General features: G+C 72.4%; 30 protein-coding genes. 11 read left to right on the forward strand and 19 right to left on the reverse strand.

Annotation, left to right across the window (positions count from 1 at the left end; all coding sequences use genetic code 11):
* Window positions 1–27 precede the first annotated feature (27 nt).
* Entirely contained in the window at window positions 28–324 is a 297-nt protein-coding gene (locus A8W25_RS20195; protein ID WP_234386505.1) for an STAS domain-containing protein, read from the forward strand.
* On the opposite strand, the gene A8W25_RS20200 is transcribed toward A8W25_RS20195, so the two are convergent.
* Both A8W25_RS20200 and A8W25_RS20205 read right to left on the reverse strand, forming a co-directional pair.
* Window positions 321–1,325 (reverse strand): sigma-70 family RNA polymerase sigma factor, encoded by a 1,005-nt coding sequence (locus tag A8W25_RS20200; protein ID WP_067164271.1) that lies wholly within the window; start codon window positions 1,323–1,325, stop codon window positions 321–323. The two genes, A8W25_RS20195 and A8W25_RS20200, sit on opposite strands and share 4 nt — an antisense overlap.
* A gap of 83 nt (window positions 1,326–1,408) precedes the next feature.
* Window positions 1,409–2,698 carry an MFS transporter gene (locus tag A8W25_RS20205; RefSeq protein ID WP_067163378.1) on the reverse strand — a complete coding sequence of 430 codons (1,290 nt, stop codon included), beginning with the start codon at window positions 2,696–2,698 and terminating at the stop codon, window positions 1,409–1,411.
* Window positions 2,699–2,733: 35 nt separating this feature from the next.
* On the opposite strand from A8W25_RS20205, the gene A8W25_RS20210 reads away from it, so the two are divergent.
* Window positions 2,734–3,714: a LysR family transcriptional regulator gene (locus tag A8W25_RS20210; RefSeq protein WP_067163380.1), complete on the forward strand. Its 981-nt coding sequence runs from the start codon at window positions 2,734–2,736 to the stop codon at window positions 3,712–3,714.
* Between the two features lie 56 nt (window positions 3,715–3,770).
* On the opposite strand, the gene A8W25_RS20215 is transcribed toward A8W25_RS20210, so the two are convergent.
* A complete protein-coding gene (locus tag A8W25_RS20215; RefSeq protein ID WP_079126195.1) occupies window positions 3,771–4,535 on the reverse strand; it encodes an alpha/beta hydrolase family protein in 765 nt (254 codons plus the stop codon).
* Window positions 4,536–4,649: 114 nt separating this feature from the next.
* Here A8W25_RS20215 and A8W25_RS20220 point away from each other — a divergent pair, with 114 nt between their 5' ends.
* From A8W25_RS20220 to A8W25_RS20230, 3 genes are all read left to right on the forward strand, one after another.
* A complete protein-coding gene (locus A8W25_RS20220; RefSeq protein ID WP_067163383.1) occupies window positions 4,650–5,804 on the forward strand; it encodes an adenosine deaminase in 1,155 nt (384 codons plus the stop codon).
* A gap of 134 nt (window positions 5,805–5,938) precedes the next feature.
* Entirely contained in the window at window positions 5,939–6,271 is a 333-nt protein-coding gene (locus tag A8W25_RS20225; protein WP_067163385.1) for a hypothetical protein, read from the forward strand.
* Between the two features lie 139 nt (window positions 6,272–6,410).
* Window positions 6,411–7,127, forward strand: coding sequence for a hypothetical protein (locus A8W25_RS20230; protein WP_067163387.1), 717 nt, complete (start codon window positions 6,411–6,413; stop codon window positions 7,125–7,127).
* A 2-nt stretch (window positions 7,128–7,129) separates the two neighbouring features.
* Here the strand turns inward: A8W25_RS20230 and A8W25_RS20235 are convergent, their stop codons facing one another.
* From A8W25_RS20235 to A8W25_RS20245, 3 genes are all read right to left on the reverse strand, one after another.
* A complete protein-coding gene (locus tag A8W25_RS20235) occupies window positions 7,130–7,336 on the reverse strand; it encodes a PspC domain-containing protein (protein ID WP_067163388.1) in 207 nt (68 codons plus the stop codon).
* 80 nt (window positions 7,337–7,416) lie between these two features.
* Window positions 7,417–7,938 (reverse strand): VanZ family protein, encoded by a 522-nt coding sequence (locus tag A8W25_RS20240; RefSeq protein WP_420708489.1) that lies wholly within the window; start codon window positions 7,936–7,938, stop codon window positions 7,417–7,419.
* 294 nt (window positions 7,939–8,232) lie between these two features.
* Window positions 8,233–8,937 (reverse strand): uridine kinase family protein, encoded by a 705-nt coding sequence (locus A8W25_RS20245; protein ID WP_079126196.1) that lies wholly within the window; start codon window positions 8,935–8,937, stop codon window positions 8,233–8,235.
* Window positions 8,938–9,001: 64 nt separating this feature from the next.
* On the opposite strand from A8W25_RS20245, the gene A8W25_RS20250 reads away from it, so the two are divergent.
* Window positions 9,002–9,421 carry a hypothetical protein gene (locus A8W25_RS20250; RefSeq protein ID WP_067163391.1) on the forward strand — a complete coding sequence of 140 codons (420 nt, stop codon included), beginning with the start codon at window positions 9,002–9,004 and terminating at the stop codon, window positions 9,419–9,421.
* Between the two features lie 113 nt (window positions 9,422–9,534).
* Here the strand turns inward: A8W25_RS20250 and A8W25_RS20255 are convergent, their stop codons facing one another.
* The 3 genes from A8W25_RS20255 to deoC are packed head-to-tail and all read right to left on the reverse strand — an operon-like array spanning window position 9,535 to window position 12,851.
* Window positions 9,535–10,446 carry an aldehyde dehydrogenase family protein gene (locus A8W25_RS20255; protein ID WP_067163393.1) on the reverse strand — a complete coding sequence of 304 codons (912 nt, stop codon included), beginning with the start codon at window positions 10,444–10,446 and terminating at the stop codon, window positions 9,535–9,537.
* On the reverse strand, window positions 10,439–11,884 hold the full coding sequence (locus A8W25_RS20260) for an aldehyde dehydrogenase family protein (RefSeq protein WP_067164276.1): 1,446 nt from the start codon (window positions 11,882–11,884) through the stop codon (window positions 10,439–10,441). Before A8W25_RS20260 ends, A8W25_RS20255 begins: the two co-directional genes overlap by 8 nt.
* Window positions 11,885–11,894: 10 nt before the next feature.
* The gene (gene deoC, locus A8W25_RS20265) at window positions 11,895–12,851 is read right to left on the reverse strand and encodes a deoxyribose-phosphate aldolase (RefSeq protein WP_067163395.1); all 957 of its coding nucleotides are present in this window, start codon (window positions 12,849–12,851) and stop codon (window positions 11,895–11,897) included.
* 244 nt (window positions 12,852–13,095) lie between these two features.
* Between deoC and A8W25_RS20270 the strand changes: the two genes are divergently transcribed.
* Both A8W25_RS20270 and A8W25_RS20275 read left to right on the forward strand, forming a co-directional pair.
* A complete protein-coding gene (locus A8W25_RS20270; protein ID WP_067163396.1) occupies window positions 13,096–14,544 on the forward strand; it encodes a hypothetical protein in 1,449 nt (482 codons plus the stop codon).
* Window positions 14,545–14,675: 131 nt separating this feature from the next.
* Entirely contained in the window at window positions 14,676–15,308 is a 633-nt protein-coding gene (locus tag A8W25_RS20275) for a PH domain-containing protein (protein WP_067163398.1), read from the forward strand.
* A gap of 76 nt (window positions 15,309–15,384) precedes the next feature.
* Here A8W25_RS20275 and A8W25_RS20280 read toward each other — a convergent pair whose 3' ends face one another.
* The 4 genes from A8W25_RS20280 to A8W25_RS20295 form a co-directional block, all read right to left on the reverse strand.
* Window positions 15,385–16,614, reverse strand: coding sequence for a glycosyltransferase family 39 protein (locus A8W25_RS20280; protein ID WP_067163400.1), 1,230 nt, complete (start codon window positions 16,612–16,614; stop codon window positions 15,385–15,387).
* Window positions 16,615–16,853: 239 nt separating this feature from the next.
* Complete coding sequence (locus A8W25_RS20285) at window positions 16,854–18,530, reverse strand: phospho-sugar mutase (RefSeq protein WP_067163402.1); 1,677 nt, start codon at window positions 18,528–18,530, stop codon at window positions 16,854–16,856.
* A gap of 29 nt (window positions 18,531–18,559) precedes the next feature.
* Complete coding sequence (locus tag A8W25_RS20290) at window positions 18,560–19,384, reverse strand: purine-nucleoside phosphorylase (protein ID WP_067163404.1); 825 nt, start codon at window positions 19,382–19,384, stop codon at window positions 18,560–18,562.
* Between the two features lie 192 nt (window positions 19,385–19,576).
* The gene (locus tag A8W25_RS20295) at window positions 19,577–20,014 is read right to left on the reverse strand and encodes a gamma-glutamylcyclotransferase (protein WP_067163405.1); all 438 of its coding nucleotides are present in this window, start codon (window positions 20,012–20,014) and stop codon (window positions 19,577–19,579) included.
* A gap of 152 nt (window positions 20,015–20,166) precedes the next feature.
* On the opposite strand from A8W25_RS20295, the gene A8W25_RS20300 reads away from it, so the two are divergent.
* Window positions 20,167–21,606: an NAD(P)H-quinone dehydrogenase gene (locus A8W25_RS20300; RefSeq protein WP_067163407.1), complete on the forward strand. Its 1,440-nt coding sequence runs from the start codon at window positions 20,167–20,169 to the stop codon at window positions 21,604–21,606.
* Between the two features lie 143 nt (window positions 21,607–21,749).
* Window positions 21,750–22,706 carry a DeoR/GlpR family DNA-binding transcription regulator gene (locus tag A8W25_RS20305; protein ID WP_079126197.1) on the forward strand — a complete coding sequence of 319 codons (957 nt, stop codon included), beginning with the start codon at window positions 21,750–21,752 and terminating at the stop codon, window positions 22,704–22,706.
* 73 nt (window positions 22,707–22,779) lie between these two features.
* On the opposite strand, the gene A8W25_RS20310 is transcribed toward A8W25_RS20305, so the two are convergent.
* From A8W25_RS20310 to A8W25_RS34070, 3 genes are read right to left on the reverse strand one after another with little or no spacing between them, the layout of a single operon-like run.
* On the reverse strand, window positions 22,780–23,340 hold the full coding sequence (locus A8W25_RS20310; protein ID WP_234386506.1) for a TetR/AcrR family transcriptional regulator: 561 nt from the start codon (window positions 23,338–23,340) through the stop codon (window positions 22,780–22,782).
* 26 nt (window positions 23,341–23,366) lie between these two features.
* Window positions 23,367–23,882 (reverse strand): hypothetical protein, encoded by a 516-nt coding sequence (locus A8W25_RS20315; RefSeq protein WP_067163413.1) that lies wholly within the window; start codon window positions 23,880–23,882, stop codon window positions 23,367–23,369.
* Between the two features lie 11 nt (window positions 23,883–23,893).
* Window positions 23,894–24,064 (reverse strand): hypothetical protein, encoded by a 171-nt coding sequence (locus A8W25_RS34070; RefSeq protein WP_158942627.1) that lies wholly within the window; start codon window positions 24,062–24,064, stop codon window positions 23,894–23,896.
* A gap of 383 nt (window positions 24,065–24,447) precedes the next feature.
* On the opposite strand from A8W25_RS34070, the gene A8W25_RS20320 reads away from it, so the two are divergent.
* Window positions 24,448–24,921, forward strand: a complete 474-nt coding sequence (locus tag A8W25_RS20320; RefSeq protein WP_067163415.1) for a hypothetical protein — start codon at window positions 24,448–24,450, stop codon at window positions 24,919–24,921.
* A 7-nt stretch (window positions 24,922–24,928) separates the two neighbouring features.
* Here A8W25_RS20320 and A8W25_RS20325 read toward each other — a convergent pair whose 3' ends face one another.
* The 3 genes from A8W25_RS20325 to A8W25_RS20330 all read right to left on the reverse strand — a co-directional run bounded on the left by A8W25_RS20325 (window position 24,929) and on the right by A8W25_RS20330 (window position 26,050).
* Window positions 24,929–25,540 (reverse strand): Maf family protein, encoded by a 612-nt coding sequence (locus A8W25_RS20325; protein ID WP_107470733.1) that lies wholly within the window; start codon window positions 25,538–25,540, stop codon window positions 24,929–24,931.
* A 70-nt stretch (window positions 25,541–25,610) separates the two neighbouring features.
* Window positions 25,611–25,739 (reverse strand): morphogenic membrane protein MmpB, encoded by a 129-nt coding sequence (gene mmpB / locus A8W25_RS35460; RefSeq protein ID WP_267890382.1) that lies wholly within the window; start codon window positions 25,737–25,739, stop codon window positions 25,611–25,613.
* A 104-nt stretch (window positions 25,740–25,843) separates the two neighbouring features.
* A complete protein-coding gene (locus A8W25_RS20330) occupies window positions 25,844–26,050 on the reverse strand; it encodes an acyl-CoA carboxylase epsilon subunit (protein WP_067163418.1) in 207 nt (68 codons plus the stop codon).
* Between the last annotated feature and the right edge of the window lie 7 nt (window positions 26,051–26,057).

The following is a 26,057-nucleotide window of genomic DNA, read 5'->3' on the forward strand; positions in this document are numbered from 1 at the left end:
TTCGCGGCCGGTGCGGGTCTGTTTCGTGTGAACCCCACCGAACCCGCGCTCCTCGTCGTCCCGTCCCCGACGGCCCTCAGCGACGTCCCCCCGCTGTGCGAGCGGCTGCGGGCGCTGTACGCGGCCGGGGCGCGGGAGGTCGTGTGCGACGTGGGCGCGCTGGTGCGGGCGGATCTGGCGGCGGTGGAGGCGGTCGCACGGCTGTGCCTGACCGCCCGCCGGGCCGGCGGGCGCCTCACGATACGGAACGCGGGGCCGGGGCTGGTGGCCCTGCTGGAGCTCACGGGCCTCACGGCGGAGCCGGGCGGGCCCCTCTCCGGCTAGTCCGTCTCCTCTTCCAGGCTCTCCGGCAGCCCGAACATCGGGAACCAACGGGCCGTGTCCAGGAACGCGTTGAGGCCGACTATCTTGCCGTCGGCGATCTCCACCACCTGGAGCGCCCACGGCTCGTGGCGCCCGCCGGGGCCGCTCGGCCGGTACTGGCCGAAGGCGGGCGTGCCGTTGGCGACGGTCGGCACCAGGCGGGAGCCCCGGCACCCGCAACCGGTGCCCAGATGCCAGGCCACGATGTCCTCGGGGCCGCGCAGCCACAGGTCGTACGGCGGCATGGACAGGGTCGCGTCCTCGTGCAGCAGGGACGTCAGGGCCGACATGTCGTACCCCTCGAACGCCGCCACATAGCGGGCCAGGAGCTTCTGCTGCTCCTCGTCGAGCGGGTCCGCCGCGTCCGAGGCGCGCGGCTCCGACTCCGCCAGCGTCGAACGCGCCCGCTGGAGGGCGCTGTTGACCGAGGCCACCGTCGTCTCCAGCAGCTCGGCCACCTCGCTGGCCTTCCACGCGAGCACCTCGCGCAGGATGAGCACCGCCCGCTGCTTGGGCGGCAGGTGCTGGAGGGCGGCGACGAAGGCGAGCCGCACGCTCTCGCGCGCGACCGCCGTCTCGGCCGGGTCGTCCACCGCCGTCGGCAGCACCCGCGCGTCCGGCACCGGCTCCAGCCAGGTCACCTCCGGGCGTGAGCGCAGCACGGCCGAGGACGCCGTCTGCGGGGCGGTGAGGTCCATCGGGCGGGCCCGCTTGCCGCTCGCCGTCAGCATGTCCAGGCAGACGTTGGTCGCGATCCGGTACAGCCAGGACCGCAGGGACGAGCGGCCCTCGAACTTCTCGTAGCTCCGCCACGCGCGGACCAGCGTGTCCTGCACCGCGTCCTCCGCCTCGAAGGCCGAGCCGAGCATCCGGTAGCAGTACCCCGTCAGCTCGACCCGGTGCTTCTCCAGGCGGGAGTCGAGGTCCGTCGCCGCCGTCGGCTCCGTCGTCAGATCAGCCATCGCGTCCACCCCAGATCGCCCATGTGCTCCAGCTCTTCGGAAGCTACAGGAGCCCACTGACAATCGCGCCTCAGGCGGACGTCTCAGCAGGTCGCGTGCGGTGCCGCGAGGCGCGTCGCGGCGAGTCGCCGCTCGGTGCGGGCGGCGTGGCTGCCGTACAGCGTCACCGAGACGACGCCGAGGACGGCGAGCAGGCCGAGCAGCACCGTGGCGGGCCAGCCGCCCGCGTGGAAGGCGACCGCGCCCAGCGTGCCGCCCGCGCTGCTGCCCAGGTAGTACGCGGACTGGTAGAGCGCCGACGCCTGGGCGCGGCCCGTCTTCGCGGTGCGGCTCACCGAGGAGGAGGCGACGGCGTGGCCCGCGAAGAACCCCGCGGTGATCAGGACCAGGCCCGCGAGCACCGCCGCCAGCGTGTCGAGCAGGCTCAGCACCAGACCGGCGGTCGTGGTGGAGACGGCCAGGTACAGCGCGCCCCGGCGGCCGAGCCGGGCGACCAGCTGCCCGGCCGCGGCCGAGGAGACCGTACCGACCAGGTACACCAGGAAGATCGAGCCGACCACGCCCTGCGGGAGGTGGAAGGGCGCGGCGGTGAGCCGGTAGCCGATCACCGTGTAGACGGCGCCGAACACCGTCATGAAGAGCGCGCCGATCGCGTACAGGCGTACCAGGAGCGGGTCCGCGAGATGGCCGCGCACGGTCGCCGCCAGCGCGCGCGGGTCCAGCGGGGCCGCCTTGAAGTGGCGGGACTTCGGGAGCAGCAGCCGGAAGGCCACCGCGCACCCGGCGGCCAGCAGCCCGACCGCCGCCAGTGCCGCGCGCCAGCCCCACGCCTGGGCCACCCAGCCGGTCAGGATCCGGCCGCTCATGCCGCCGATGGAGTTGCCCGCCACGAACAGGCCGATCGCCGCGACCAGCGCCTTGGGCCGCACCTCCTCGGCGAGATAGGCCATCGCTGAGGCGGGCAGTCCGGCCAGGGCCGCGCCCTGGACCGCCCGCAGCGCCACCAGCCAGCCGACGTTGGGCGCGAACGGGACGAGCAGCCCCACGCCGACCGCGACCACCAGCGAGACCGTCATCGTCCGGGACCGCCCGAACCGCTCGGAGAGCGCGCTCAGCGGCAGTACGCACAGCGCCAGCGCGCCGGTCGCCGCCGACACGGTCCAGCTCGCCGCGGAGGCCGACACCCCCAAGTCGCCCGAGATCAGCGGGAGCAGGGCCTGGGTGGAGTAGAGGAGGGCGAAGGTGGCGACCCCGGCGGCGAAGAGCGCGAAGCTCATCCGGCGGTAGCCGGGAGCACCCGGGAAGAGCTGATCGGGGGACGGCGCGGTGGAGGCACCCACGGTGGTGGGTGCCCCGGTACTGGCAGGAGGCATGGATCGACCGTAGGCCCGGGAGATTTATGCGTCCAATGCGTGGAGAGCGCATAATCGATCCACATACGCATAAGCACAGCTCAGGCGGGTGTCTGTCATTGAACAGTAACGAAGAAGACATTGTTACGGTGCTCGCGCCCCGCCTCGCGTACTTCGCCGCGGTCGCCCGGCACGAGCACGTCACGCGCGCGGCGCACGAGCTCGGCGTGCCCCAGTCGACGCTCTCGCGCGCGATGGTGCGGCTCGAAGAGGACCTGGGGGTCGCGCTGTTCGCCCGCAAGGGCCGCACCGTCTCGCTCACCCCCGCCGGGCGCACCTTCCTCGGTTCGGCCGAGCGCGCCCTCGCCGAGGTGGGGCGGGCCGCCGAGTCGGTGCGGGCCGACGCCGACCCGGCGGCGGGCAAGGTCGCCTTCGGCTTTCTGCACACCATGGGCTCCGAGACCGTCCCCGCCCTCATCCGGGCCTTCCGGGTCACCCACCCCCGGGTGCGCTTCACGCTCGTGCAGAACTACGGCGAGGCGATGATCGAGCGGCTGCGCGCGGGGGACCTCGACCTCTGCCTCACCTCGCCGGTGCCGGACGCGCCCGACCTCGTGGCCCGGCGCCTGGACGAGCAGCGGCTGCGCCTCGTCGTCCCCGACGACCACCGGCTGGCCACGCGCAAGCGGGTCCGGCTCGCGGAGGCCGCCGACGAGACGTTCGTGACCCTGGAGCCCGGCTACGGGCTGCGGCGCATCACGGACGACCTGTGCGCCCAGGCCGGGTTCACGCCCAAGGTCGCCTTCGAGGGCGAGGAGGCGGAGACCCTGCGCGGTCTGGTGGCGGCGGGCCTGGGCGTGGCCCTGCTGCCGCCGCCCGCCGTGGCCCGCCCGGGCGTCGTCGAGCTGACGGTGACAGCGCCGCGCGCGGTGCGCGAGATCGGGGTCGCCTGGCTGGACGGCCACCCGGACACCCCGCCGGTGGCCGCCTTCAAGGCGTTCCTGCTGTCCCGGCGCGGGCAGTTGCTGCCGGTCTGAGGCCGCGTACCGCCGCCGGGAGTTCGGCCGGGCGCTGAGCGGCCTGCCGCACCCGGCTAGGCGTTCAGCGACTTGCCGAACCCGGCCGCCAGCGGCATCCGCAGCCCCAGCGGCGGCGGGGCGGCCAGGGCGTCGGCGACGGGGCGCGCGTACGCGTGCGTGAAGAGCGAGCCCTTCACGAAGTCGACGGCCAGGGCCTGGACTTCGGCGCGGTGCTGGCGCAGCCCGTGCCCGTCCGAGTGGACCTCGAAGCGGCAGGTGTCGCGGTTGGCCTTCTTCGCGCGCGTGGCGAGGCGGAACGACAGCTCCGGGTCGCTGCGGGCGTCGTTGGTGCCGTGCACGATCAGCACCCGTCTGCCCACCAGCTGCTTCACCGGCTCCGGCTCGGCCGCCATGTCCTCCTCCGGCAGCCAAGGGGCCATCGAGAGCACGCAGTTGACGGCGGAGTGCCCCGCCGCGCGCAGCGCCGCCCGGCCGCCCATGCCGTGCCCGGCCAGGCAGACGGGCACATCGCCGTACCGCCGCACCACCTCCTCGGCGGCCCACTCGGCGTCCGCCGCGAGCAGGGCGTCGCCGCCGTTCCAGCCCCGGCCCCGGTAGCGGACGAGATGGGCCACGAGCCCGTCGTCCCGCCCGGCGCGGGCGAGGCGCCGCGCCAGCGGCAGCGCCGAGGCGTAGGAGAGGGGGGAGGGGCGGCGCGCCGAGACGGGGTCGCCGTCCGGCAGCACCAGCACCACACCGCCGACCGAGGAGCCGGCGCCGGTCGCACCGACGGCCCGTCCAAGTCGGGCAGCAGGCAGGGAAGTCGCATGCTGGGCCATGACAGAACAGTCTCAGAAGCCGAGGTGTACTCCACCCGTCCGCGCGGTCACTGTTACGTATCGGCAACCGAGCGACTCCCGGTGATCTACGCGCGTAGGGGCTAGCATGCGCAGATGACGAGCCAGACCACCGACGTACCGACCACGGACCAGATCCGCCGCGCCCCGAAGGTGCTGCTCCACGACCACCTCGACGGCGGTCTGCGTCCTGGCACCATCATCGAGATCGCCGAACAGACCGGGTACTCCCACCTGCCCGAGACCGAGGCCGACAAGCTCGGCATCTGGTTCCGGGAAGCCGCCGACTCCGGTTCCCTGGAGCGGTATCTGGAGACCTTCGCGCACACCTGCGCCGTCATGCAGACCCGCGACGCGCTCTTCCGTGTCGCCGCCGAGTGCGCCGAGGACCTGGCGCAGGACGGCGTCGTCTACGCCGAGGTGCGGTACGCGCCGGAGCAGCACCTGGAGAAGGGGCTGACGCTCCAGGAGGTCGTGGAGGCGGTCAACGACGGCTTCCGCGAGGGCGAGCGCCGGGCCCGCGCCAACGGCCACCGCATCCGCGTCGGCGCCCTCCTGACCGCCATGCGGCACGCCGCCCGCGCGCTGGAGATCGCCGAACTCGCCAACTCCTACCGGGACTCGGGCGTGGTCGGCTTCGACATCGCGGGTGCCGAGGCGGGCTTCCCGCCCACCCGCCACCTGGACGCCTTCGAGTACCTGAAGCGGGAGAACAACCACTTCACCATCCACGCGGGCGAGGCCTTCGGCCTGCCGTCGATCTGGCAGGCGCTCCAGTGGTGCGGCGCCGACCGGCTCGGCCACGGGGTGCGGATCATCGACGACATCGAGGTCGCCGAGGACGGCACGGTGAAGCTGGGGCGGCTCGCCTCGTACGTACGGGACAAGCGCATCCCGCTGGAGATGTGCCCGACGTCCAACCTCCAGACCGGCGCCGCCGCTTCGTACGCCGAACACCCGATCGGGCTGCTGCGCCGGCTCCACTTCCGGGCCACCGTCAACACCGACAACCGGCTGATGAGCGGCACCAGCATGAGCGAGGAATTCGAGCGGCTGACCGAGGCATTCGGCTACACGCTCGACGACATGCAGTGGTTCACCGTCAATGCGATGAAATCAGCGTTCATTCCTTTCGACGAACGCCTCGCCATGATCAATGACGTCATCAAGCCCGGCTACGCCGAGCTGAAATCCGAATGGCTGTTCAAGCAGACCGCCGCGACCAGCGGGTCTACCCCGTCCATGGGCTGATCGGGTAAATCGTCTAAACGGCCGGGAGAACCAATTCCCGGCCGTTTTCCGTGGTTTCACGTGTTTGCGGGGCGAGTGGCGGTCTGACTAGCTTGCAGAGCCGCTCACATCCCCTTCCCTAGGATGAATTCCAGATGAAGCAGTCTGCCGTCAAGACGCTCGGTGCCGCCGCTGTCGGTGTCGCCTTCGCCGCCGCTGCCGCCGGTACGGCCTCCGCCGCGCCCGCCGTGGCCGGAGTCCCCGAGCTCCCCGCCCTGTCCGGCCTGACCAACACGCTGCCCATCGAGGGCGTCGCCAAGAAGCTCCCGACGGGTGCCCCGGAGTCGCTGACCGCCGGTCAGAGCGCTCTGGGCAAGGGCACGTCCGCCCTGCCCACCGGGGACTCCAGCCCCGTGAACGGCCTCCTCGGCGGTCTGCCGACGGGTGGTCTGCCGATCGCCGGTGGTCTGCCCGCCCTCGGCGGCTGATGGCTGAAACGTGCCGCCAGACGGTGCGTTGAGGCGTTGTGGTGGGGCGCACATCCGGTTGTGGGTGTGCGCCCCACCGCGTCTGTGTCAGGATCACGGCTCGTACGTCGGCCAGTGACAGGTGAGTAGGGTTCCGAGGATGCGTGTGAAGGCGACCGGACTCGCCATGTTGACGGCCTCGGCGCTCCTCACCACCGCGTGCGGCTCGTCGGGAGGCTCCTCGGACGACAAGGCCTCCGCGCCCGCCCCCAACGGTTCCTCGGCCTCCGCGGCGGCGTCCAGCGCCCTCCAGCGGGCGGCGCTCGCCCAGGGCGACGTGCCCGGCTACCAGGTCTCCGCCGACACGACCGCCCAGGGCCGGGCCCGTCCCCGGGCCGACCGCGGGCCGTGCCAGCCGCTCGCCGACATCATGGGCGACCAGCCGAACCCGCAGGCGCGCGAGACGGTCAACCGGGGTCTGGGCTCCCAGCGCAAGCTCGGCCTCGCGGTCGCGGCGTCGCTCAGCGGCTACGCCCGCCCCGACGCCGAGAAGCTGGTCAGGGACCTGCGCGCGGCGGTCGCCGCCTGCTCCGGCTTCAAGGCCGAGCTGGGCGGGACGAGCTCCACGTACGCGCGCGTGAAGGCGCGGCCCTACCGGATCGGCGGCGACGAGTCGGTCAGCTGGTCCGCGTCGTCCACGCAGGTGAACGTGGAGACGCCGGTCCATATCGTCGTGGTGCGCCAGGGCGCCACGATCGTGCGCTTCATGACGATCAACCTCGGCGCTCCGGTCCAGGGCAGGGCCCAGGAGCTGGTGGAGGTGCCGAGGGACGTGGCGGACAAGCAGCTGGAGAAGGTGCGCCGAGTCCTGGGCTGAGGTCACCAGGCAGCGCTGGGGCGGTGGCCCTTCTCGTTCGGGAAGAGGATCCACAGCGCGATGTAGAGCAGGAACTGGGGCCCCGGCAGCAGGCAGGAGACCAGGAAGATCACGCGCATCGTGGTGGCGGAGGTGCCGAAGCGCCGTGCCAGCGCCGCGCACACCCCGCCGATCATGCGTCCGTCGCGGGGGCGGGCAAGGGTGGCCATGGGGTGCTCCTTCAGGAGTGAGGTCGTGTGGTGCTGCGATACCTCCATCCTGCTGCCCCCGACCCGGGCAAAGCGTCGGACTACGGGGCGATCCCGACCCTGGGAATCGTCGGGGTACGACCCTGAGCCGCCGGTACGGGCGCGTCCTCCCGGTCCTGGCGCCGCCGCAGGGCGATCCGTCCGGCGGGCACCACGGCGATATGGGCGAACGCGGCCCCGGCGGTGTTCAGGAGCAGCGCGTCCACATCGGCGACCTGGCCGGGCACGGAGGTCTGCAGCAGGGCGATGCCGAGCGAGACGAGTGCGGCGGCGGCGGTCGTACGGAGCAGGGAGCCGACGGGGGAGACGTCGAGCCGCCCTCCGACGAGGGGGAGGAGGAAGCCGAGCGGGGCGAGGAGCAGCAGCCCCTCCCCGATCCCGTGCGCGGCCTCGATCCATCCCCTCGCCAGGTCGGCGCGGATTCCGGCGAGCGGGGTGAGGTTGGGTGCGGTCACCCACATGACGTCGCGGGGGCTCAGCGTGAGCCACGCGACGAGGGCCATGTGGGCGAGGAGGAGCGCGCAGCCCGCCACGCGGAACCGGATGGCGGCGCGGCCGCCCACACCATGACGCTGTTGCACGCCCCCCAAGACGCGCCGGGCCACACGATCGGTTCCGCCTTCCCCACGACTGCGCCCCCGGCCCCCTCTCCCGCGTGTGAGGAGCGGGGTTCGGGGCGGAGCCCCGTTCCTTCAGGGGCGCGGGGAACTGCGCGTACGGGGGCCGGCGTCTCGGGGGATACGTCGGGCGTACGGGTAACGGGGGAACAAGAGCGGGACCGAAGGGCCGGGGGGCCCACTCGGTCCCGCTTTTATCTTTGGGGTGCTTCTCCGGGGTGCTTCTCCGGGCCGGGGTGCTCAGACCCGCGCCGTGGGCGCGGCGGCCGCACACCGTCCGGCGGCGGCCGCGGCGAGACGGCCGAGGGCCTCCTCCTTGCCGCACGGGTGCGCCCCCAGCGCCGCCTGCCGGGCCACGATCCCGCGCTCGGCCCGCATCAGCCGCCAGCCCCGCCGCAGCAGGAACGGCACCGACTTGCGCCCCTCCTTGAGGTCGCGGGCGAGCCGGCGCCGGAAGGTGGTCGAGGGGCGGCCGCGCAGACACAGCGCGTCGGCGAGCACGCCGTGCTCCCGCAGCCGCGCCACGATGTCCGCCGCGAAGATCCCCTCCGCGACGAACAGCGGGGTGCGGTCGATGCCGAACAGGCTCGCCCCGGTCCGCGAGCTGGTGGCGATGTCGTACTCCGGCACGGCCGTCCGTCCCGTACGGCACAGCTCGACGACGGCCGTCACGGCCGCGTCGGCGTCCCAGGACTCGGGCGAGTCCCAGTCGATGTCCGGGGAGCCCGGCACACGCGGCAGGGTCGGGTCGTCGCCCTCCTTGTAGAAGTCGTCCAGGCGCAGCACGGGCAGACCCGTGCGGGCGGCGAGCGACGACTTCCCTGAACCGGAGGGGCCCGTGAGGAGGACGACGCGTGTCGAAATGGCGTGTGCGGTCACGGGACACCAGTCTGAGGCATCCACCCGGGAGGTGGACCACTCGGGGAGCCCGTTGGTATCGAGCATCACACCTCAACTACGCTGCGTGCTCGGAGCGATACGCAGAGGATACGTAGGAGAGTGGGACGACATGGCACGAAACCAAGCCGGCGGGGCCCGTCGCGGCCGTGTGCTGCTGCGCGCCGGGCTCACCGCGACCGCCGCGGGCGCGGCGCTGGCGGGGGCGGCGGGCGCGGCCCAGGCGGCCGACGGCCCGGCGGAGCTGGTCGGGCGCGCGGTGGCCGACCCGGGGGCCGGGATGGACGGCACGACACGCTCCGTCACCGGAGACCTCTCGGCCGGGGTGACCAACGCGCTCGCCCCCGCCAAGACGCTCAGCCTCAACCCGTTCGCCAAGACCTCGGTGGACCCGCTGGACAACGCGATCGGCACCGAGGTCGCGGACTTCAAGCCGATCTCGACGGCGATGGCGACCGGCCCGTTGCACGAGAGCGGCGCGCTCAAGGACTTCCCGGTGATCGGCGCGGCCACGCGACTGCTCCCGGGCTGAGCCGGGACATACCGAACGGCGCCACGGGTGGGGGCCCGGGACGCCGTTCGGGGTTTCGATGGGCCTGAAGGGCCCGGTCTCGGGGGCGACGAACCACGCCCCCGGCGAAGCGACTAGTACGCGGAGCCGGACGCCCCGAGCGACCCGGTCGGATGCCAGACGGTCTTGGTCTCCAGGAACGCCGTCATCCGGTGCGTACCGGGATCGACGGACCAGTCACCCGCACCGGGCCGGAGCACCCGCTTCAGGTTGTCCGCGGCGGCAACCTCAAGATCGCGGGCCAGCTCGGCACCCGCCCCCGTGAGGTCGATCGCGTTGACGTCCTGGTGCGCCGCCAGCGGCAGCGCGAGCTCGGCCGCCCTGCCCGACAGGACGTTGACGACACCGCCCGGCAGATCGGACGTGGCGAGCACCTCGCCGAGCGACAGCGCCGGCAGCGGCGACTTCTCGCTCGCGATCACCACGGCCGTGTTGCCGGTGGCGATCACCGGGGCGATCACCGACACCAGGCCGAGGAACGAGGAGTCCTGGGGCGCGACGACGGTGACGACACCGGTCGGCTCCGGCGTGGACAGGTTGAAGTACGGACCCGCGACCGGGTTCGCGCCGCCCACGATCTGGGCGATCTTGTCGGTCCACCCGGCGTACCAGACCCAGCGGTCGATCGCCGCGTCCACCTGGGCGGCGGCCTTGGACTTCGACAGGCCCTCCGCCTCGGCGACCTCGCGGACGAACTGCTCCTTGCGGCCCTCCAGCATCTCGGCGACGCGGTAGAGGACCTGGCCCCGGTTGTACGCGGTCGCGCCCGACCAGCCGCCGAACGCCTTGCGGGCGGCGACGACCGCGTCACGGGCGTCCTTGCGGGAGGACAGGGGGGCGTTCGCCAGCCAGTTGCCCTTGGAGTCGCTCACCTCGTACACCCGGCCGCTCTCGGAACGCGGGAACTTCCCGCCCACGTACAGCTTGTAGGTCTTGAAGACACCAAGACGTGTCGACTCGGACTTCTCAGACGACTTCTCAGACATCGAGGTAACCCTCCAGACCGTGCCGGCCGCCCTCGCGGCCGAAGCCCGACTCCTTGTAACCGCCGAAGGGCGAGGTCGGGTCGAACTTGTTGAACGTGTTGGCCCACACGACACCGGCGCGGAGCTTGTTCGCGACCGCGAGGATGCGCGAGCCCTTCTCCGTCCAGATGCCCGCCGACAGGCCGTACTGGCTGTTGTTGGCCTTGGCGACGGCCTCGTCCGGCGTACGGAACGACAGCACCGACAGGACCGGGCCGAAGATCTCGTCGCGGGCGATGGTGTGCGCCTGGGTGACGTTGGTGAAGAGCGTCGGGGCGAACCAGTAGCCGTTCTCCGGCAGGTCGCACGCCGGGGACCAGCGTTCGGCGCCCTCGGCCTCGCCGGTCTCGGCGAGCGCGGTGATCCGGGCCAGCTGCTCGGCCGAGTTGATGGCGCCGATGTCGGTGTTCTTGTCCAGCGGGTCGCCGAGGCGCAGGGTGGAGAGGCGGCGCTTCAGCGCGTCCAGCAGCTCGTCCTGGATCGACTCCTGGACGAGGAGGCGCGAGCCCGCGCAGCAGACCTGGCCCTGGTTGAAGAAGATGCCGTTGACGATGCCCTCGACGGCCTGGTCGATCGGGGCGTCGTCGAAGACGATGTTGGCGCCCTTGCCGCCCAGCTCCAGGGTGACCTTCTTGTCGGTGCCCGCGATCGACCGGGCGATCGCCTTGCCGACGGCGGTCGAGCCGGTGAAGGCGACCTTGTCGACGCCGGTGTGCTCGACGAGGGCCGCGCCCGCGTCGCCGTACCCGGTGAGGATGTTGACGACGCCCTTGGGCAGACCCGCCTGGCGGCAGATGTCCGCGAAGAACAGGGCGGTCAGCGGGGTCGTCTCGGCGGGCTTCAGCACGACCGTGTTACCGGTGGCGAGCGCCGGGGCGATCTTCCACGCCAGCATCAGGAGCGGGAAGTTCCAGGGGATGACCTGGCCCGCGACGCCGAGCGGCTTCGGGTTCGGCCCGTACCCGGCGTGGTCGAGCTTGTCGGCCCAGCCCGCGTAGTAGAAGAAGTGCGCGGCGACCAGCGGGAGGTCCGCGTCGCGGGTCTCCTTGATCGGCTTGCCGTTGTCCAGGGTCTCCAGGACGGCCAGCTCGCGGCTGCGCTCCTGGATGATCCGGGCGATGCGGAACAGGTACTTGGCGCGCTCGGAGCCGGGCAGCGCCGACCACTTCTCGAACGCCTTGCGGGCGGCCTTCACGGCCCGGTCCACGTCCGCCTCGCCCGCCTGGGCGACCTCGGAGAGGACTTCCTCGGAGCTCGGCGAGACGGTCTTGAAGACCTTGCCGTCGGCCGCGTCGACGAACTCGCCGTCGATGAACAGCCCGTACGAAGGCGCGATGTCGACGACCGAGCGGGACTCGGGAGCCGGCGCGTACTCGAAAACAGATGACTGCTTCTTCATGTCCATGGTCTCAGTCCACCGTCACGTAGTCGGGGCCGGAGTAACGGCCGGTCGCCAGCTTCTGACGCTGCATCAGCAGGTCGTTGAGCAGCGAGGAGGCGCCGAAGCGGAACCAGTGGTTATCCAGCCAGTCCTCGCCCACGGTCTCGTTGACCAGGACCAGGAACTTGATGGCGTCCTTGGTCGAGCGGATGCCGCCGGCGGGCTTCACGCCGATCTGGACGCCGGTCTGGGCGCGGTAGTCGCGCACCGCCTCCAGGAGGACCAGGGTGTTGGCGGGCGTCGCGTTCACCGCGACCTTGCCGGTCGACGTCTTGATGAAGTCGGCGCCGCCCATCATGCCGAGCCAGGAGGCGCGGCGGATGTTGTCGTACGTGGAGAGCTCGCCGGTCTCGAAGATGACCTTGAGGCGGGCCTTGTCACCGCACTCGGCCTTCACGGCCGCGATCTCCTCGTACACCTTGAGGTAGTGGCCGGCCAGGAACGCGCCCCGGTCGATCACCATGTCGATCTCGTCGGCGCCCGCGGCCACGGCGTCGCGCACGTCCGCGAGCTTGACCGGGAGGGCGGCGCGGCCGGCCGGGAAGGCGGTCGCGACGGACGCGACCTTCACGGTCGAGCCCTTCAGGGTCTCCTTGGCGGTGGCCACCATGTCGGGGTAGACACAGACGGCGGCGGTGGCCGGGGTGGTGCGGTCCAGCGGGTCGGGGTGGACGGCCTTGGCGGCGAGCGCCCGGACCTTGCCCGGGGTGTCCGCGCCTTCGAGCGTCGTCAGGTCGATCATCGAGATGGCCAGGTCGATGGCGTACGCCTTGGCCGTCGTCTTGATCGAACGGGTGCCGAGGGACGCGGCGCGCGCTTCCAGGCCCACCGGATCGATGCCGGGGAGCCCGTGGAGGAAGCGGCGCAGTGCCGCGTCCGACGCGGTCGCGTCGGCGAGGGTGGCTGCGGGTGCATTGGTGGGCATGGTCACCAGATGAGCATATCTACGCGCGTAGCGTCCTGTACAGCCCCGCTGACCAGGGCTGCTTCGGAACGAGGGCTTCCGGTCGCCTGTCACGCCGCTGTGACAGGGAGCGGACGGCTCCGATGAACAAGATCATTAGATTTGCTGACGCAGCCCGCCGAAAGCTCAACCGCCCCACTCGGACGAGAACACAGCGGCATGCGGCTCTTCCCTTCCCCGATCACCTGTCTCCCTGGGAGTCGTCATGCGTCACGTCCTCCGCACCGCCCTCGCCACCGCGGTCGTCGCCGGTGTCGCCCTCACCCCGGTCGTCACCGCGACCACCGCGCTCGCCGCGCCTTCCGTCCCGAAGTCGGCCGCCGCCAAGACCACCGAGACCCGTTACTCCGGCTACCCCGTCTACCTCGCCAAGGGCTATGTCGCGGTACTGCGCAACCGTGTCTCCGACGGCGGCCCCGAGGCGTGGATCCGCGCGGTGAACCCGAACTGGCAGCGCGGTGACGACTACATGGGCCGCCTCATGGCGAAGCTGGACCGGGACACGACGAGCGCCACGGTCGACGGGCTGCGGCTGAGCCTGCGGAACCTGGACGGCGATGTGCCGCTCCTCAAGCTCGACGGCGCGGGCGAGAGCCGGACGATCATGCTCCCCGAGCGCAAGAACGACGTGGACGGCGTGCTGGTGTCCACCGTCCCGCTCAAGGGCGGCCTGACCGCCATGGTCTACCGCTACGGCAGCCGGCACGTCTACTACGGGGCCACCGTCCTCAAGGGCAAGGACAACGAGGAGATCGGCCACCTCAAGGCGGGCGGCGGCTACGCGCTCAAGGACACCAAGGTCTTCAACGGCATCCAGGTGACCCTGGACTTCCGCGGCGACGTCACCTCCGTCCAGGACCACGGCAGCGACGGCCAGGGCCCCGAGACCCCGGTCGGCACGGACCTCGGCAAGCGCAAGCTGGCCGACGGCACGTACGGCGAGCTGTGGAAGAGGGGCACGGGCTGGTACGTCCTGGAGCTCGGCGCCAAGGACGGCAAGCAGCGCGGCTCCCTCTCGGTCGGCGGCCCGAACCGGCAGGGCGTCGAGCGCGGCGCGCAGGTCGGCGGCATGTGGGTCGGCGTGAACACCGGCGGCAAGGTGGGCTCCTGGCTCAACCCGGCGGGCGGCTTCGACGGCGAGGTCGACTCCACCAAGGGCTGCACGGCCTTCCGCACCAGCGGCACCCCCTTCAAGGGGCTGAGCCTGCGGCTGTCCAACGGCCCCGGGGGCGCCGTCGCCGAGGTACTGAACGTGAACGACGGCTCGGTCTACGACCGCCTCTCCACCGGCGACATGTACGGCCTGCTGGACGGCGCCCAGGTGCGGGACCTGCCGAGCGGGCCGACGTTCCGGATGCGCGTGCACGGCGGCAAGAGCGCCTGGGCCGCCGTCAAGTTCCCGCAGAAGCCGGCCGGCCGGGGCTGCGCGGTCACCACGGGCACCTCGAAGACCGCCGGTACCGGCGTCGGCGCCCAGACCGTCACCGCCGGCACGCGGATCGTGCCCAAGGGCGCCGTCGCGGCCGGTGCCGAGGTCGAGGAGGGCAAGGACGGCAACACCGCGCTCGTCGCGGGCGGCGCGGGCCTCGCGTCCGTGGGCCTGGCCGGGCTCGGGTTCGTCGCGATGCGGCGCCGGGCGGGTGCCCGCGGCTGACGTCCGTCGCTGACCCGGGGGTGCCGCCACGCCTGTGGCGGCACCCCCTCACGCGTGTTCCGGGGCGGTCGGCCGGGCGCGTCCGCGCCCTCTCTCGGCCCCGCTCGAACACGTAGTGCACAATCGGCCCCATGACGAGCCCCACGCCGCCCGCCGAGCCCACCTACGCCGACCGCGTCTACCGGTCACCCGGCGGTATCGCCGGAGGCGCGCTGCTGCTCGCGCTCGGGCTGTGGCTCGCCGGCGACGCGATCGTGAGCGGGCACGGCAGCGCGCCCTGGCTGGCGCTGGCCGGGCTGATCTGTGCCGTGCCGCTGGTCTTCGCGTTCACCGTCCGGCCGGCCGTGTTCGCCAACGACGACCGGATGCGGGTGCGCAACCCGTTCCGGACGATCACGCTGCCGTGGGCGGCGGTCGCGGACGTACGGGCCGGGTACTCCAGCGAGGTGTTCGACCAGAGCGGGACGAAGTACCAGCTGTGGTCGATCCCCGTGTCGCTGCGGCAGCGCAAGCGGGCCGCGCGGGCGCAGGTGCGGGACGCGGCGTCCGATCCGTACGGGCGTACGTCGGCCACCGCCGGGGCCGACGAGAAGTCTCGGCTCGCGTCCGCGGACCGCACCATTCGTGAGCTGCGGGAGCTCGCGGAGCGGAACGCGGGGCGCGAGGGGGCGCAGGGTGCGCCGAGTGTGCGGTGGGCCTATGAGGTCATCGCGCCCGCGGCGGCGGGGGCTGTGCTGCTCGCGGTGCTGCTCGCGGTGGCGTGAACCGGTGCGGGTCGCGCTTTCGGGTGCGGGCCGGCGGTGGGTTGCTCGCGCGGTTCCCCGCCCCTGAAAGCAGCCGTCACGGGGCGCCCGGCCAGACCAGGAGCATGTACGCGCCCAGCCACGCCGATGACAGTGCTGCCGCGCCCAGCAGCAGTACCGCCACATGGCGTCTTGCCCGGGACAGGGCCACTGCCAGGGGGAGGAGGAGGGGGAAGCCGGGGAGGAGGAAGCGGGCTCTGGGGAAGTAGACGCCGCCGCTGCCCAGGACCACCAGGAGCAGTACTCCCGAGAAGATCAGCAGCGCCGGTGGCTGGCGGTCCGCGAGGCAGAGCAGGAACAGGAAGCCCGTCAGGATCAGGACCAGCGAGACGACCACCAGGAACAGCGCGGGCGAGCGGTCGTAGACCAGCAGGGCGCGCAGCTCGCGCAGGGTGTCGGCGCCGCCGTCCCACTCGTTCTTCCACAGCCGCTGGACCGCGAAGTAGCCGTCCCAGCGGCCCAGCCGGGCCCCGACCCAGGCGACGAAGCCGAACCAGCCCAGGGGGGCGAGGAGCGCCCCGGTGAGCGGGTCCCGCGCCGGGCCGCCGCGCCACAGCGCGGCCAGGGCCGCCGCCACGACGGCCGCCGCGACCGCGATGCCCGTCGGCCGGGTCAGTCCCGCCAGCGAGGCCAGCGCCCCGGCCGCCACCCAGCGGCCCGTCAGGACGCAGTACAGCGACCACGCGGCGAGCGCCGTGAAGAGGGATTCGGTGTAGCCCATCCACTGCACGACGGCCACCGGCAGCGCGCCCCACAGGACGGTCAGGACGGTCCCGGCGCGCCGTCCGTACAGCCGGTCCCCGACCGCGAAGACCCCCCAGGCCGCGGCCGACGAGCAGAGCACCGCCACCACCAGGCCCACGCTCGCGCGCGAGCCGGGCGTGACGGCCGCGACCGCCTTGACCACGGCCGGGTAGAGCGGGAAGAACGCCAGGTTGTTGTGGTAGGGCCGGGTGCCGAGCTCGTGGTCGTAGCCGTGGTCGGCGATGCCCAGGTACCAGACCGAGTCCCACGAGGTGGCGAGCGTCGTCCACACGCCGTGGTGCTGGAGGTGCGCCCAGCGGGCGAGGACCGCGAGGCCGAGCAGCCGTACCGCGAGATGGCCCAGGAGAGCGGGCGCGGCCCGGGCGAACGCCGCCCGGGCCGTGGCCCCGATGAGACGCGGACCGTCCCCGCCGCCCCGCCCCCGGGGGCCGCGGGCCGCGGGGACGCGGCGGCGGCCCGTACGGCTGGGCGTAGGGGCCGCCGGTGAGACGGTCGGGGGCACGGCGGTGCTCCTGGGCTCGGCGGGCGGTTCCGGGCCACCTTTTCTCGGATGATCCGGAAGGGCCGGGGCCGCTGCGCCGGTCGCCGTACGGGATTCACTCGTACGGGGCCCTTCGCCGGGCGGGAAGGCGGGTGGGGCGGTGGGGTGCCGTGCCGTCGTCGGGCCGCGGGCCGTACGGGTTCCTGGCGCGGTTCCCCGCGCCCCCGGGTACTCGCGGGCGCGGGGAAGACGTCAGGCGCTCAGATGCCCGCCGCTGCCGCCAGGTCCCGCTTGATGCCGGTCAGCAGCTCCGTCGCCTTGGCACGGGCCTCGTCCAGCGCCTCGGCGGACGCCACCGGGACCACCACCTCCAGGTAGCACTTGAGCTTCGGCTCGGTGCCGCTGGGGCGGACGATCACTCGGGCGCCTTCGAGGTAGTAGCGCAGACCGTCGGTCGGCGGCAGTTCCCCGGTGCCCTCGGTGAGGTCCTCGGCCTTGGTGACCGCCAGGCCCGCCAGCGAGGCCGGCGTCTTCTCGCGCAGTCGCCGCATCGCGTCGGAGATGACGGTCAGGTCCTCCACCCGCACCGACAGCTGGTCGGTGGCGTGCAGCCCGTGCCGGACGGCCAGGTCGTCCAGCAGGTCCTGGAGCGTGCGCCCCTGCTCCTTCAGGACGGACGCGAGCTCCGCGACGAGCAGGGCGGCGGTGATGCCGTCCTTGTCGCGTACGCCGTCGGGGTCGACGCAGTAGCCCAGCGCCTCCTCGTAGCCGTACCGCAGACCGTCCACGCGGGCGATCCACTTGAAGCCGGTCAGCGTCTCCTCGTAGCCGAGACCGGCCGCCTCGGCGATCCGGCCGAGCAGCGAGGACGAGACGATGGACTCGGCGAAGACGCCGCTCACGCCCCGGTCGACCAGGTGCTGGGCGAGCAGCGAGCCGACCTCGTCGCCGCGCAGCATCCGCCAGCCGCCCTCCACCGACGCGTCCGGCACGGCGACCGCGCAGCGGTCCGCGTCCGGGTCGTTGGCGATGACGATGTCCGGGGCGACGGCGCGCGCGGCCTCGAAGGCGAGGTCCATCGCGCCCGGCTCCTCCGGGTTGGGGAACGCCACCGTCGGGAACGCCGGATCCGGTTCGGCCTGCTCGGCCACCAGCGCCGGCGGCGGGAAGCCCGCCCGGGCGAAGGCCGCCGTCAGGACGTCCTTGCCGACGCCGTGCATGGCCGTGTAGACGACGCGGGCGGTGCGCGGGGACCCGGGGGTCAGCACCGTGTCCGTACGCGCCAGATAGGCCTCCAGGACCTCCTCGCCCAGCGTCTCCCATCCTCCCCCACTCTCGGCTTCGCTCGAGCGGGGGGACCCCCACTCAGGCCGCGGGACGTCGGCGAGCGAGGCGACCGCGGCGATCTCGGCGGCGATCTCGGCGTCGGCGGGCGGCACGATCTGCGAGCCGTCGCCGAGGTAGACCTTGTAGCCGTTGTCGCGCGGCGGGTTGTGGCTGGCGGTGACCTCGACGCCGGCGACGGCGCCCAGGTGCCTTATCGCGTACGCCAGGACGGGCGTCGGCAGCGGGCGCGGCAGCACGACGGCCCTGAGGCCCGCGCCGGTCATCACGGCGGCCGTGTCGCGCGCGAAGTCGGCCGACTTGTAGCGCGCGTCGTACCCGACGACGACCAGGCCGTCGCCCTGGCCCTTCGCCTTCAGGTACGCGGCGAGCCCGGCGGCGGCGCGGATGACGACCGAGCGGTTCATCCGCATCGGCCCGGCGCCCAGCTCGCCGCGCAGCCCGGCGGTGCCGAACTGGAGCGTGCCGCCGAACCGGTCGGCCAGCTCGTCGAGCTCCTCGTTGTCGATGAGCTTGGCCAGCTCCTCGCGCGTCTCGCCGTCCGGGTCCTCGGCCAGCCAGGCCTTGGCCCGCGCGATCAGGTCCTGCGTCACGTCGAAATCCCTTCCGGTACGGATCAGGGTCAGATGCGGTCGAGTACCCGGGTCAGCAGCGAGCCCATGCGCGCCGCCGAGTCACGGCCGGCCTGGAGCACCTCTTCGTGGTTGAGGGGCTCGCCGGTCAGGCCCGCGGCCAGGTTGGTGACCAGCGAGATGCCCAGCACCTCGGCGCCGGCCTCGCGGGCCGCGATGGCCTCCAGGACGGTCGACATGCCGACGAGGTCGCCACCGAGCACGCGGACCATGTTGATCTCGGCCGGGGTCTCGTAGTGCGGGCCGGGGAACTGGACGTACACGCCCTCTTCCAGCGACGAGTCGACCTCCTTGCACAGCGCGCGCAGGCGCGGCGAGTACAGGTCGGTGAGGTCCACGAAGTTGGCGCCGATGATCGGGGACGCGGCCGTGAGGTTGAGGTGGTCGCTGATCAGGACGGGCTGGCCCGGGCGCATGCCCTCGCGCAGACCGCCGCAGCCGTTGGTGAGGACGACGGTCTTGCAGCCGGCGGCGACGGCGGTGCGCACGCCGTGCGAGACGGCGGTGACGTCACGCTTCTCGTAGAAGTGCGTACGGCCCAGGAAGACCAGCGCGCGCTTCTCACCGATCTTGTACGAGCGGACCTTGCCGCCGTGGCCCTCGACGGCGGGCGGCGGGAAGCCGGGCAGCTCGGTGACCGGGAACTCGGCCTCGGGCTCACCGAGCGCGTCGACGGCCGGCGCCCAGCCGGAGCCCATCACGAGGGCGACGTCGTGGGTCTCGGCGCCGGTCAGCTCGCGCAGGCGCGCGGCGGCGGCGTCGGCGGCGGCGTGGGGGTCGCCCTGGATGTTGTCCGGAATAACAGATGCGTTCACGACGACGAGGGTAACCGCTGTCTTCCTACGCGCGTAGATGACTGGCGCACAAGGGTGGGATCGTTGTCTTGTCGTTTCCGACGAGTGGGGGTACCGGGGGTTTGTCCGCGGGCCGGCCCTCCACCGGCCCGCAGATGACCTCACGGCGAAAAAGGGGCGCGGGCAACCCGGCACGGTCCGCATGCGAAGGGGTCAGCAGGGGCGCTTCCTGAGCTCCATGACGTAGTCGTGAGGCGCGCCCGCCGACTCCGCCGCGTCGGCCAGTTCGCCCAGGTAGCGCGCGGACGGGAGTCCGCCCTCGTACGCGTTCAGGACGTAGATCCACGCCGGCTCCTCCCCGTCCAGCGTGTCCACCCGCACCCGCATCCGGCGGTAGATGTCGAGGCCGACGCCTTCCCAGCGGTCCATCGAGTCCTCGTCGAGCGGGGCGATGTCGTACAGCGCGACGAACACCTGGGAGCGCGGCGCCTCCACGATCGTGGCGAGGGCGCCCTCCCAGCCCATCTGCTCCCCGCCGAAGGTCAGCCGCCAGCCGTTGAGCCAGCCGGTGCCGCGCAGCGGGGAGTGCGGGGCGCGGCGCGTCATCAGCCGCGGATCCATGTTGCCGGCGTACGCGGCGTAGAGCGACATGGTGTCGAGGGTACGACAGCGGCCCACGGGTGCCCGCGCGAGAATGGCACACGGGTGTGACAGCCGGATGGCGCCCCGGGGGGCGAAGCATCTTGAAGCGTGCGGGACAATGAGCTACGTACTGCATTCCACAATGCGAGGCGGACTTTTTCGTGACCCGGATCGTGATCATCGGTGGCGGACCCGGCGGATACGAGGCGGCCCTGGTGGGCGCCCAACTCGGCGCGGAGGTGACCGTCGTCGACTGCGACGGTCTGGGCGGGGCGTCGGTGCTGACCGACTGCGTGCCGTCGAAGACTCTGATCGCGACGGCCGAGGTGATGACCACCTTCGACTCTTCGTACGAGGAGTTGGGCATCCTGGTCGCCGACGACACGCCGCCCGAGGAGCAGTCCGCCCGGGTGGTCGGTGTGGACCTCGGCAAGGTCAACCGACGCGTCAAGCGCCTCGCGCTGGCCCAGTCGCACGACATCACCGCCTCGGTGACCCGGGCCGGCGCCCGGGTGCTGCGCGGGCGGGGCAAGCTCGGCGGCCCGCAGGGCATCGACGGCACCCGGGACGTCATCGTCACGGCCGCCGACGGCAGCGAGGAGATCCTCACCGCCGACGCCGTGCTGATCGCCACCGGCGGGCACCCGCGCGAGATCCCGGACGCGCTGCCGGACGGCGAGCGGATCCTGAACTGGACCCAGGTGTACGACCTGGACGAGCTGCCCGAAGAGCTGATCGTGGTCGGCTCCGGTGTGACCGGTGCCGAGTTCGCCGGCGCGTACCAGGCGCTCGGCTCCAAGGTCACCCTGGTCTCGTCCCGCGACCGGGTGCTGCCCGGCGAGGACCCGGACGCGGCCGCCGTCCTGGAGGACGTCTTCCGCCGCCGCGGCATGAACGTCATGGCCCGCTCCCGCGCCCAGTCCGCCAAGCGCGTCGGCGACCGGGTCGAGGTCACGCTCTCGGACGGCCGCGTCATCAGCGGTACGCACTGCCTGATGGCGGTCGGCGCGATCCCCAACACCGCCGGGATGAACCTGGAGGAGTCCGGGGTCAAGCTCCTGGAGTCCGGTCACATCTGGACCGACAAGGTCTCGCGCACGTCCACGCCCGGCGTGTACGCGGCCGGTGACGTCACCGGGATCTTCGCGCTCGCCTCGGTCGCGGCCATGCAGGGCCGGATCGCGATGTACCACTTCCTGGGCGACGCGGTGCAGCCGCTCAACCTCAAGACGGTCTCCTCGAACGTCTTCACCGACCCGGAGATCGCCACGGTCGGCTACTCGCAGGCCGACGTCGACGCGGGCAAGATCGAGGCCCGGGTCGTCAAGCTGCCGCTGCTGCGCAACCCGCGCGCCAAGATGCAGGGCATCCGGGACGGCTTCGTGAAGATCTTCTGCCGCCCCGGCACCGGGATCGTGGTCGGCGGCGTGGTCGTCTCGCCGCGCGCCTCGGAGCTGATCCACCCCATCTCGATCGCGGTCGACAACAACCTGACCGTCGAGCAGATCGCGAACGCGTTCACGGTCTACCCGTCCCTGTCGGGTTCGATCGCCGAGGTGGCGCGGCAGCTGCACACGCGCAAGAAGGCCGGAGAGGCGTAAACCGGCGCGCGGGAGCGGTCGCGGCGCGGGACAAGGCGCCCGGGAGGGCGCCTATACCACTTCGTGGACACCTCTGTGCACACCTTCTGTTATTCGGCGCAAACTGCTGAAAACAATCGGCCGCTCAGGTTACTGTCAGTTTCGTGTTCGCTGCAGAACGTCGCCAATTGATCCTCGAAATGGTGCGGGCCAACGGGGCGGTTTCGCTCCGGGAGCTCGCCCGCGTCGTCCAGACCTCCGAAGTGACCGTACGGCGGGACGTGCGGGCGCTGGAGGCGGAAGGACTCCTCGACCGCCGGCACGGCGGTGCGGTACTGCCGGGCGGGTTCACGCGAGAGTCCGGCTTCCCGCAGAAATCCCATCTCGCGACCGCGGAGAAGACGGCCATCGCCGACCTCGCCGCGGGCCTCGTCGAAGAGGGCGAGGCCATCGTGGTCGGCGCGGGGACGACCACGCAGGAGCTGGCCCGCCGGCTCGCCCGCGTCCCCGGCCTCACGGTCGTCACCAACTCGCTCCTCGTCGCCCAGGCGCTGGCCCACGCCAACCGCGTGGAGGTCGTCATGACCGGGGGCACCCTGCGCGGCTCCAACTACGCCCTGGTGGGCAGCGGGGCCGAGCAGTCCCTCCAGGGGCTGCGGGTCTCGCGGGCCTTCCTCTCCGGGAGCGGGCTGACCGCCGAGCGCGGTCTGTCCACGTCCAACATGCTCTCGGCGAGCGTGGACCGGGCCCTGGTCCAGGCCGCCGCCGAGGTGGTGGTCCTCGCGGACCACACCAAGCTCGGCACCGACACCATGTTCCAGACGGTGCCGACGGACGTGATCACCCGCCTGGTCACCGACGAGCCCCCCGGCCACGACGACCGGGCCGGTACCGAGCTCCAGGCCCTGGCCGACCAGGGCGTGCAGATCACGGTGGCCGGGACCGGGGCCGGCGGTGAGGGCGTCCCGCCGGGCCGCCAGCCCCGCCGGGACGTGCCGGTCCCCGGCCAGCGCCGCAGCCATGTGCCGGGCGCGGGGCCACAGTTGCGCAGCGCGGCCCCGCTGGGTGACCAGCAGGGACCCGGGGAGCGGGCGAGAGTGGCCGATCTGCGTCGCCGCTAGACGGTATCCGGCCAGGCGCGGACGGGGCCTTCGCGGGCGTCGCCGCCGTGTTCGGGGCCCCGCACGGCCTCGGTCACGGCTTCAGCCCCCGCAAGGTCAGGGCGAGCAGCCGGTCGGCCAACTCCGGGTCGTCCGGCGCCTGTTCGGCTGCCAGGGCGATGGCGTTGGTGAGCTGCATCAGATCGCCGATCGTCACATCGACCCTTACGGAACCGGCCAGCTGGGCCCGTTCCAGCAGGGCGCTGCCCGCCTCCCGCATCGGTGTGCTGCACTGCGCCAGCGCCGAACTGTCGTCGTGCGACGCGGACATGAGGGCGCGGGCCACCCCGCGATACTCACCCGTATGAGTGATGATGGCGCGCAGCCACTCCACGAGCGCCGTGCACGGCTGTTCGGCGTCGAGCAACTCCCGGGAGCGTGCGAGGAGTACGTCCACCTCGCCCTGGAAGATCGCGCTCATCAGCGCGTGCCGGTTCGGGAAGTGCCGGTAGAGGGTGCCGATCCCGACGCCCGCGCGCTTGGCCACGTCTTCGAGCGAGGCGTCCGTCCCGTGCTCCGCGAACGCGCTCCTCGCCACGCCCAGGAGCCGCTCGTAGTTGCGGCGCGCGTCGGCACGCATGGGCCTCGTCGTCATACCCCAAGGATGCCCGAAGCGCGCGCTCAGGGGGCGGCCCGGTACCGGTCCAGTGCGGAGGCCCGCTCGTGGAAGGGGATACGGGAGAACCGCGACACCAGGGTCCACATCCGCCGCTCCTCGGCCAGTTCCTTGGGCAGGACGAGCCCCAGCGACTCCGCGAGCGGCTTGCGGCCCGCGTTCACCAGGGCCCGTACGGCCGCCGCCCACTCGTCGGTCGCGGCCACCGCGGCCCGGTACCAGAGCGGCACCAGGGCGATCAGGACCCCGGCCGTGGTCAGCAGCGGCGGCACGTCGGCGGAGGCGGCCGGGAGGGTGGCCAGCGCGACCACGGCGACCGCGAGGTGCCCGGCGAGCAGCGCCACGAAGAAGTCGACGCTGGTCCGCGCCAGGTCGACCTGGCGGCAGATCTTGTCGGGCGCCGCTCCGCTCAGCTCGTTCGACAGGAGCTGGGTGTCCAGGCAGTAGCGGTTCTGCCCGTACTCCTCGAAGCGGCGGATCGCGTTGCCGAGGCGGGTCGGCGCGATCTGCGCCGGATCCACCGGGTACCGGTTCAGCCGCTCCTGGAGCAGCCCGCGCTGCGCCGAGGTCCGCCGCCGGTCCTTGCGGACGGCCCGGGCCAGGCGCGGATCGCTGCGTACGCGTACGAGATCGGCGGACGCGAGCGGGCCGAGCGCGGTCCCGTCGCGATTTCGCCACGGTTGGCGATGAGCACCTTGCGCACGATGGCTCCCTCCTTGAAAACAAGCTGAGTTTAGGGAAGCCGTACACCGGCCCACGACCCGTCCCCCGTGGTGAGCTTGCCCACACGGAGTGTGATCCGCGGCTCGCTCATGTCGCGAAATCCCTTGTCGCACCACGGTACGCCGGGTCCCTGTCCGGCACATTAGCGTTCTGGTGTGGTCAAGGTCTCTGTCCTGGAGGCCAGCGGGCCCCTCACATTCTTTGTGGAGTCCCTACGAATGGCGGAATGATTCTTTGCGGGCCGGAAGATCGTGCTCCCTCTCTCGTCAGGACCCTTGCCCAGGGGTTTACCCGTTAGTAGCGTTCGGGTGTCAGACGTACTACCGGTAACAGGGGCTGGGTGTAAGCAGGGGGTGGTGCGCGGTGGCGCGCAGACCGGTGGCCGTGGTGGCCGCGATCGTTCTTCTGGGCGAGGCCGTCGGCATCGTGCTCGTCAACTGGTTCCTCGGGCGCGTCGTGCACCGGCAGCACATGTCCCTCGGCGGGGTCGACTCGGACACGATGTCGACCACCACGTACGCCATGGGCGGCGTCTTCGGCTTCTACCTGGCCGTGTGCGGCGTCATCCTGCTGCTCACCGGCGTACGCGACCGGGCCCCCGGCCGGGTCGGGCGCATCCTGCTCATCAGCTGCGCGGTGGTGCACGGCGTGCTGGGCGCGCTGACGGTGGGCCTGATCGGCTGGACCGCCTTCGCGTTCATGATGGTGGTGCTCGCGCTGGTCGTGCTCGTCCTGCTCATGTACGCGCCGCCCGCCCTGCCCGCGGAGCCGGAGGACGGGGAGCCCGCCGAGGCCCCGCCGGGCAACGGGACCCCGCCGGAGCCGGCCGCCGCCTGAGGATCCCCTACCGGTCCGTCCAGAGGTCCGTGATCGCGATGTCCAGCTCCGCGAGCAGGGTGCGCAGCAGCGGCAGGGAGAGGCCGATGACGTTGCCGGGGTCGCCGTCGATGCCGTCGACGAACGGGGCCGAGCGGCCGTCGAGGGTGAACGCGCCCGCCACGTGAAGGGGTTCGCCGCTCGCCACGTACGCGGCGATCTCCGCGTCGCTCGGCTCGCCGAAGCGGACCGTGGTGGACGCGGTGGCCGAGGCGCGGCGGCCGTTCGCCGTATCGATCACGCAGTGGCCCGTCCGGAGCACCCCGGAGCGCCCGCGCATGGACTTCCAGCGGGCCGTGGCCTCCTCGGCGTCGGCGGGCTTGCCCAGCGCCTCGCCGTCCAGCTCCAGGACCGAGTCGCAGCCGATGAGCAGGGCTCCGGAGGCCTCGGGGCGGGCGGCGACCGCGTCGGCCTTGGCCTCGGCCAGGACCAGGGCGAGCTCGCCGGGAGTGGGGGCGGTGAGGGCGTCCTCGTCGACCCCGCTGACGATGACCTCGGGGGCGAGGCCGGCCTGGCGCAGCAGACCGAGCCGGGCGGGCGAGGCGGAGGCGAGGACGAGGCGGCGTACGGCGGCAGTCATACGGGTCATCGTAGACAGCGCGGGACGCCACCCGGACGGCGTACGCCCGTGAAGGGGCGCGACGGACGGGTCAGTGGATGCTGACGACGACCATCGCCAGCATCATGAGCAGCGCCAGCACCAGGCCCGCGCGGCGCATCTTCGCCTGTGCCTCGCGCAGTTCCTTCGGCGGCTCGTTCTTCGGGTCGGACCACAGCATGCCTTCGATACTGCGGCGGCAACCGGCCGGGCGCCTGAGTACGGGTACTCAAGGCGTGCCGTATCCGTACGTACGGACACGGCACGCCTTCACGAGTGCGGCGGCTACGCCGGCCAGTAGGTGCGCGCCCAGGAGCGCGGACCGGGCCGGGGGACCGGGTGGCGGGCGATGCGCGCCGGGTCGGACCAGTCCTCGGGGGGCAGGGGCGCGCCGGAGGAGACGGACGCCGTCGCCGCGGCGCGCGCCCGGACCACCGCCAGTGCGGCGGCCAGCTCCTCCGGAGTGGGGTTGCCCCGTACGACCTTGATCATGACCGCT

The organism is Streptomyces sp. ERV7, assembly GCF_001653515.1.
Lineage (GTDB): Bacteria > Actinomycetota > Actinomycetes > Streptomycetales > Streptomycetaceae > Streptomyces.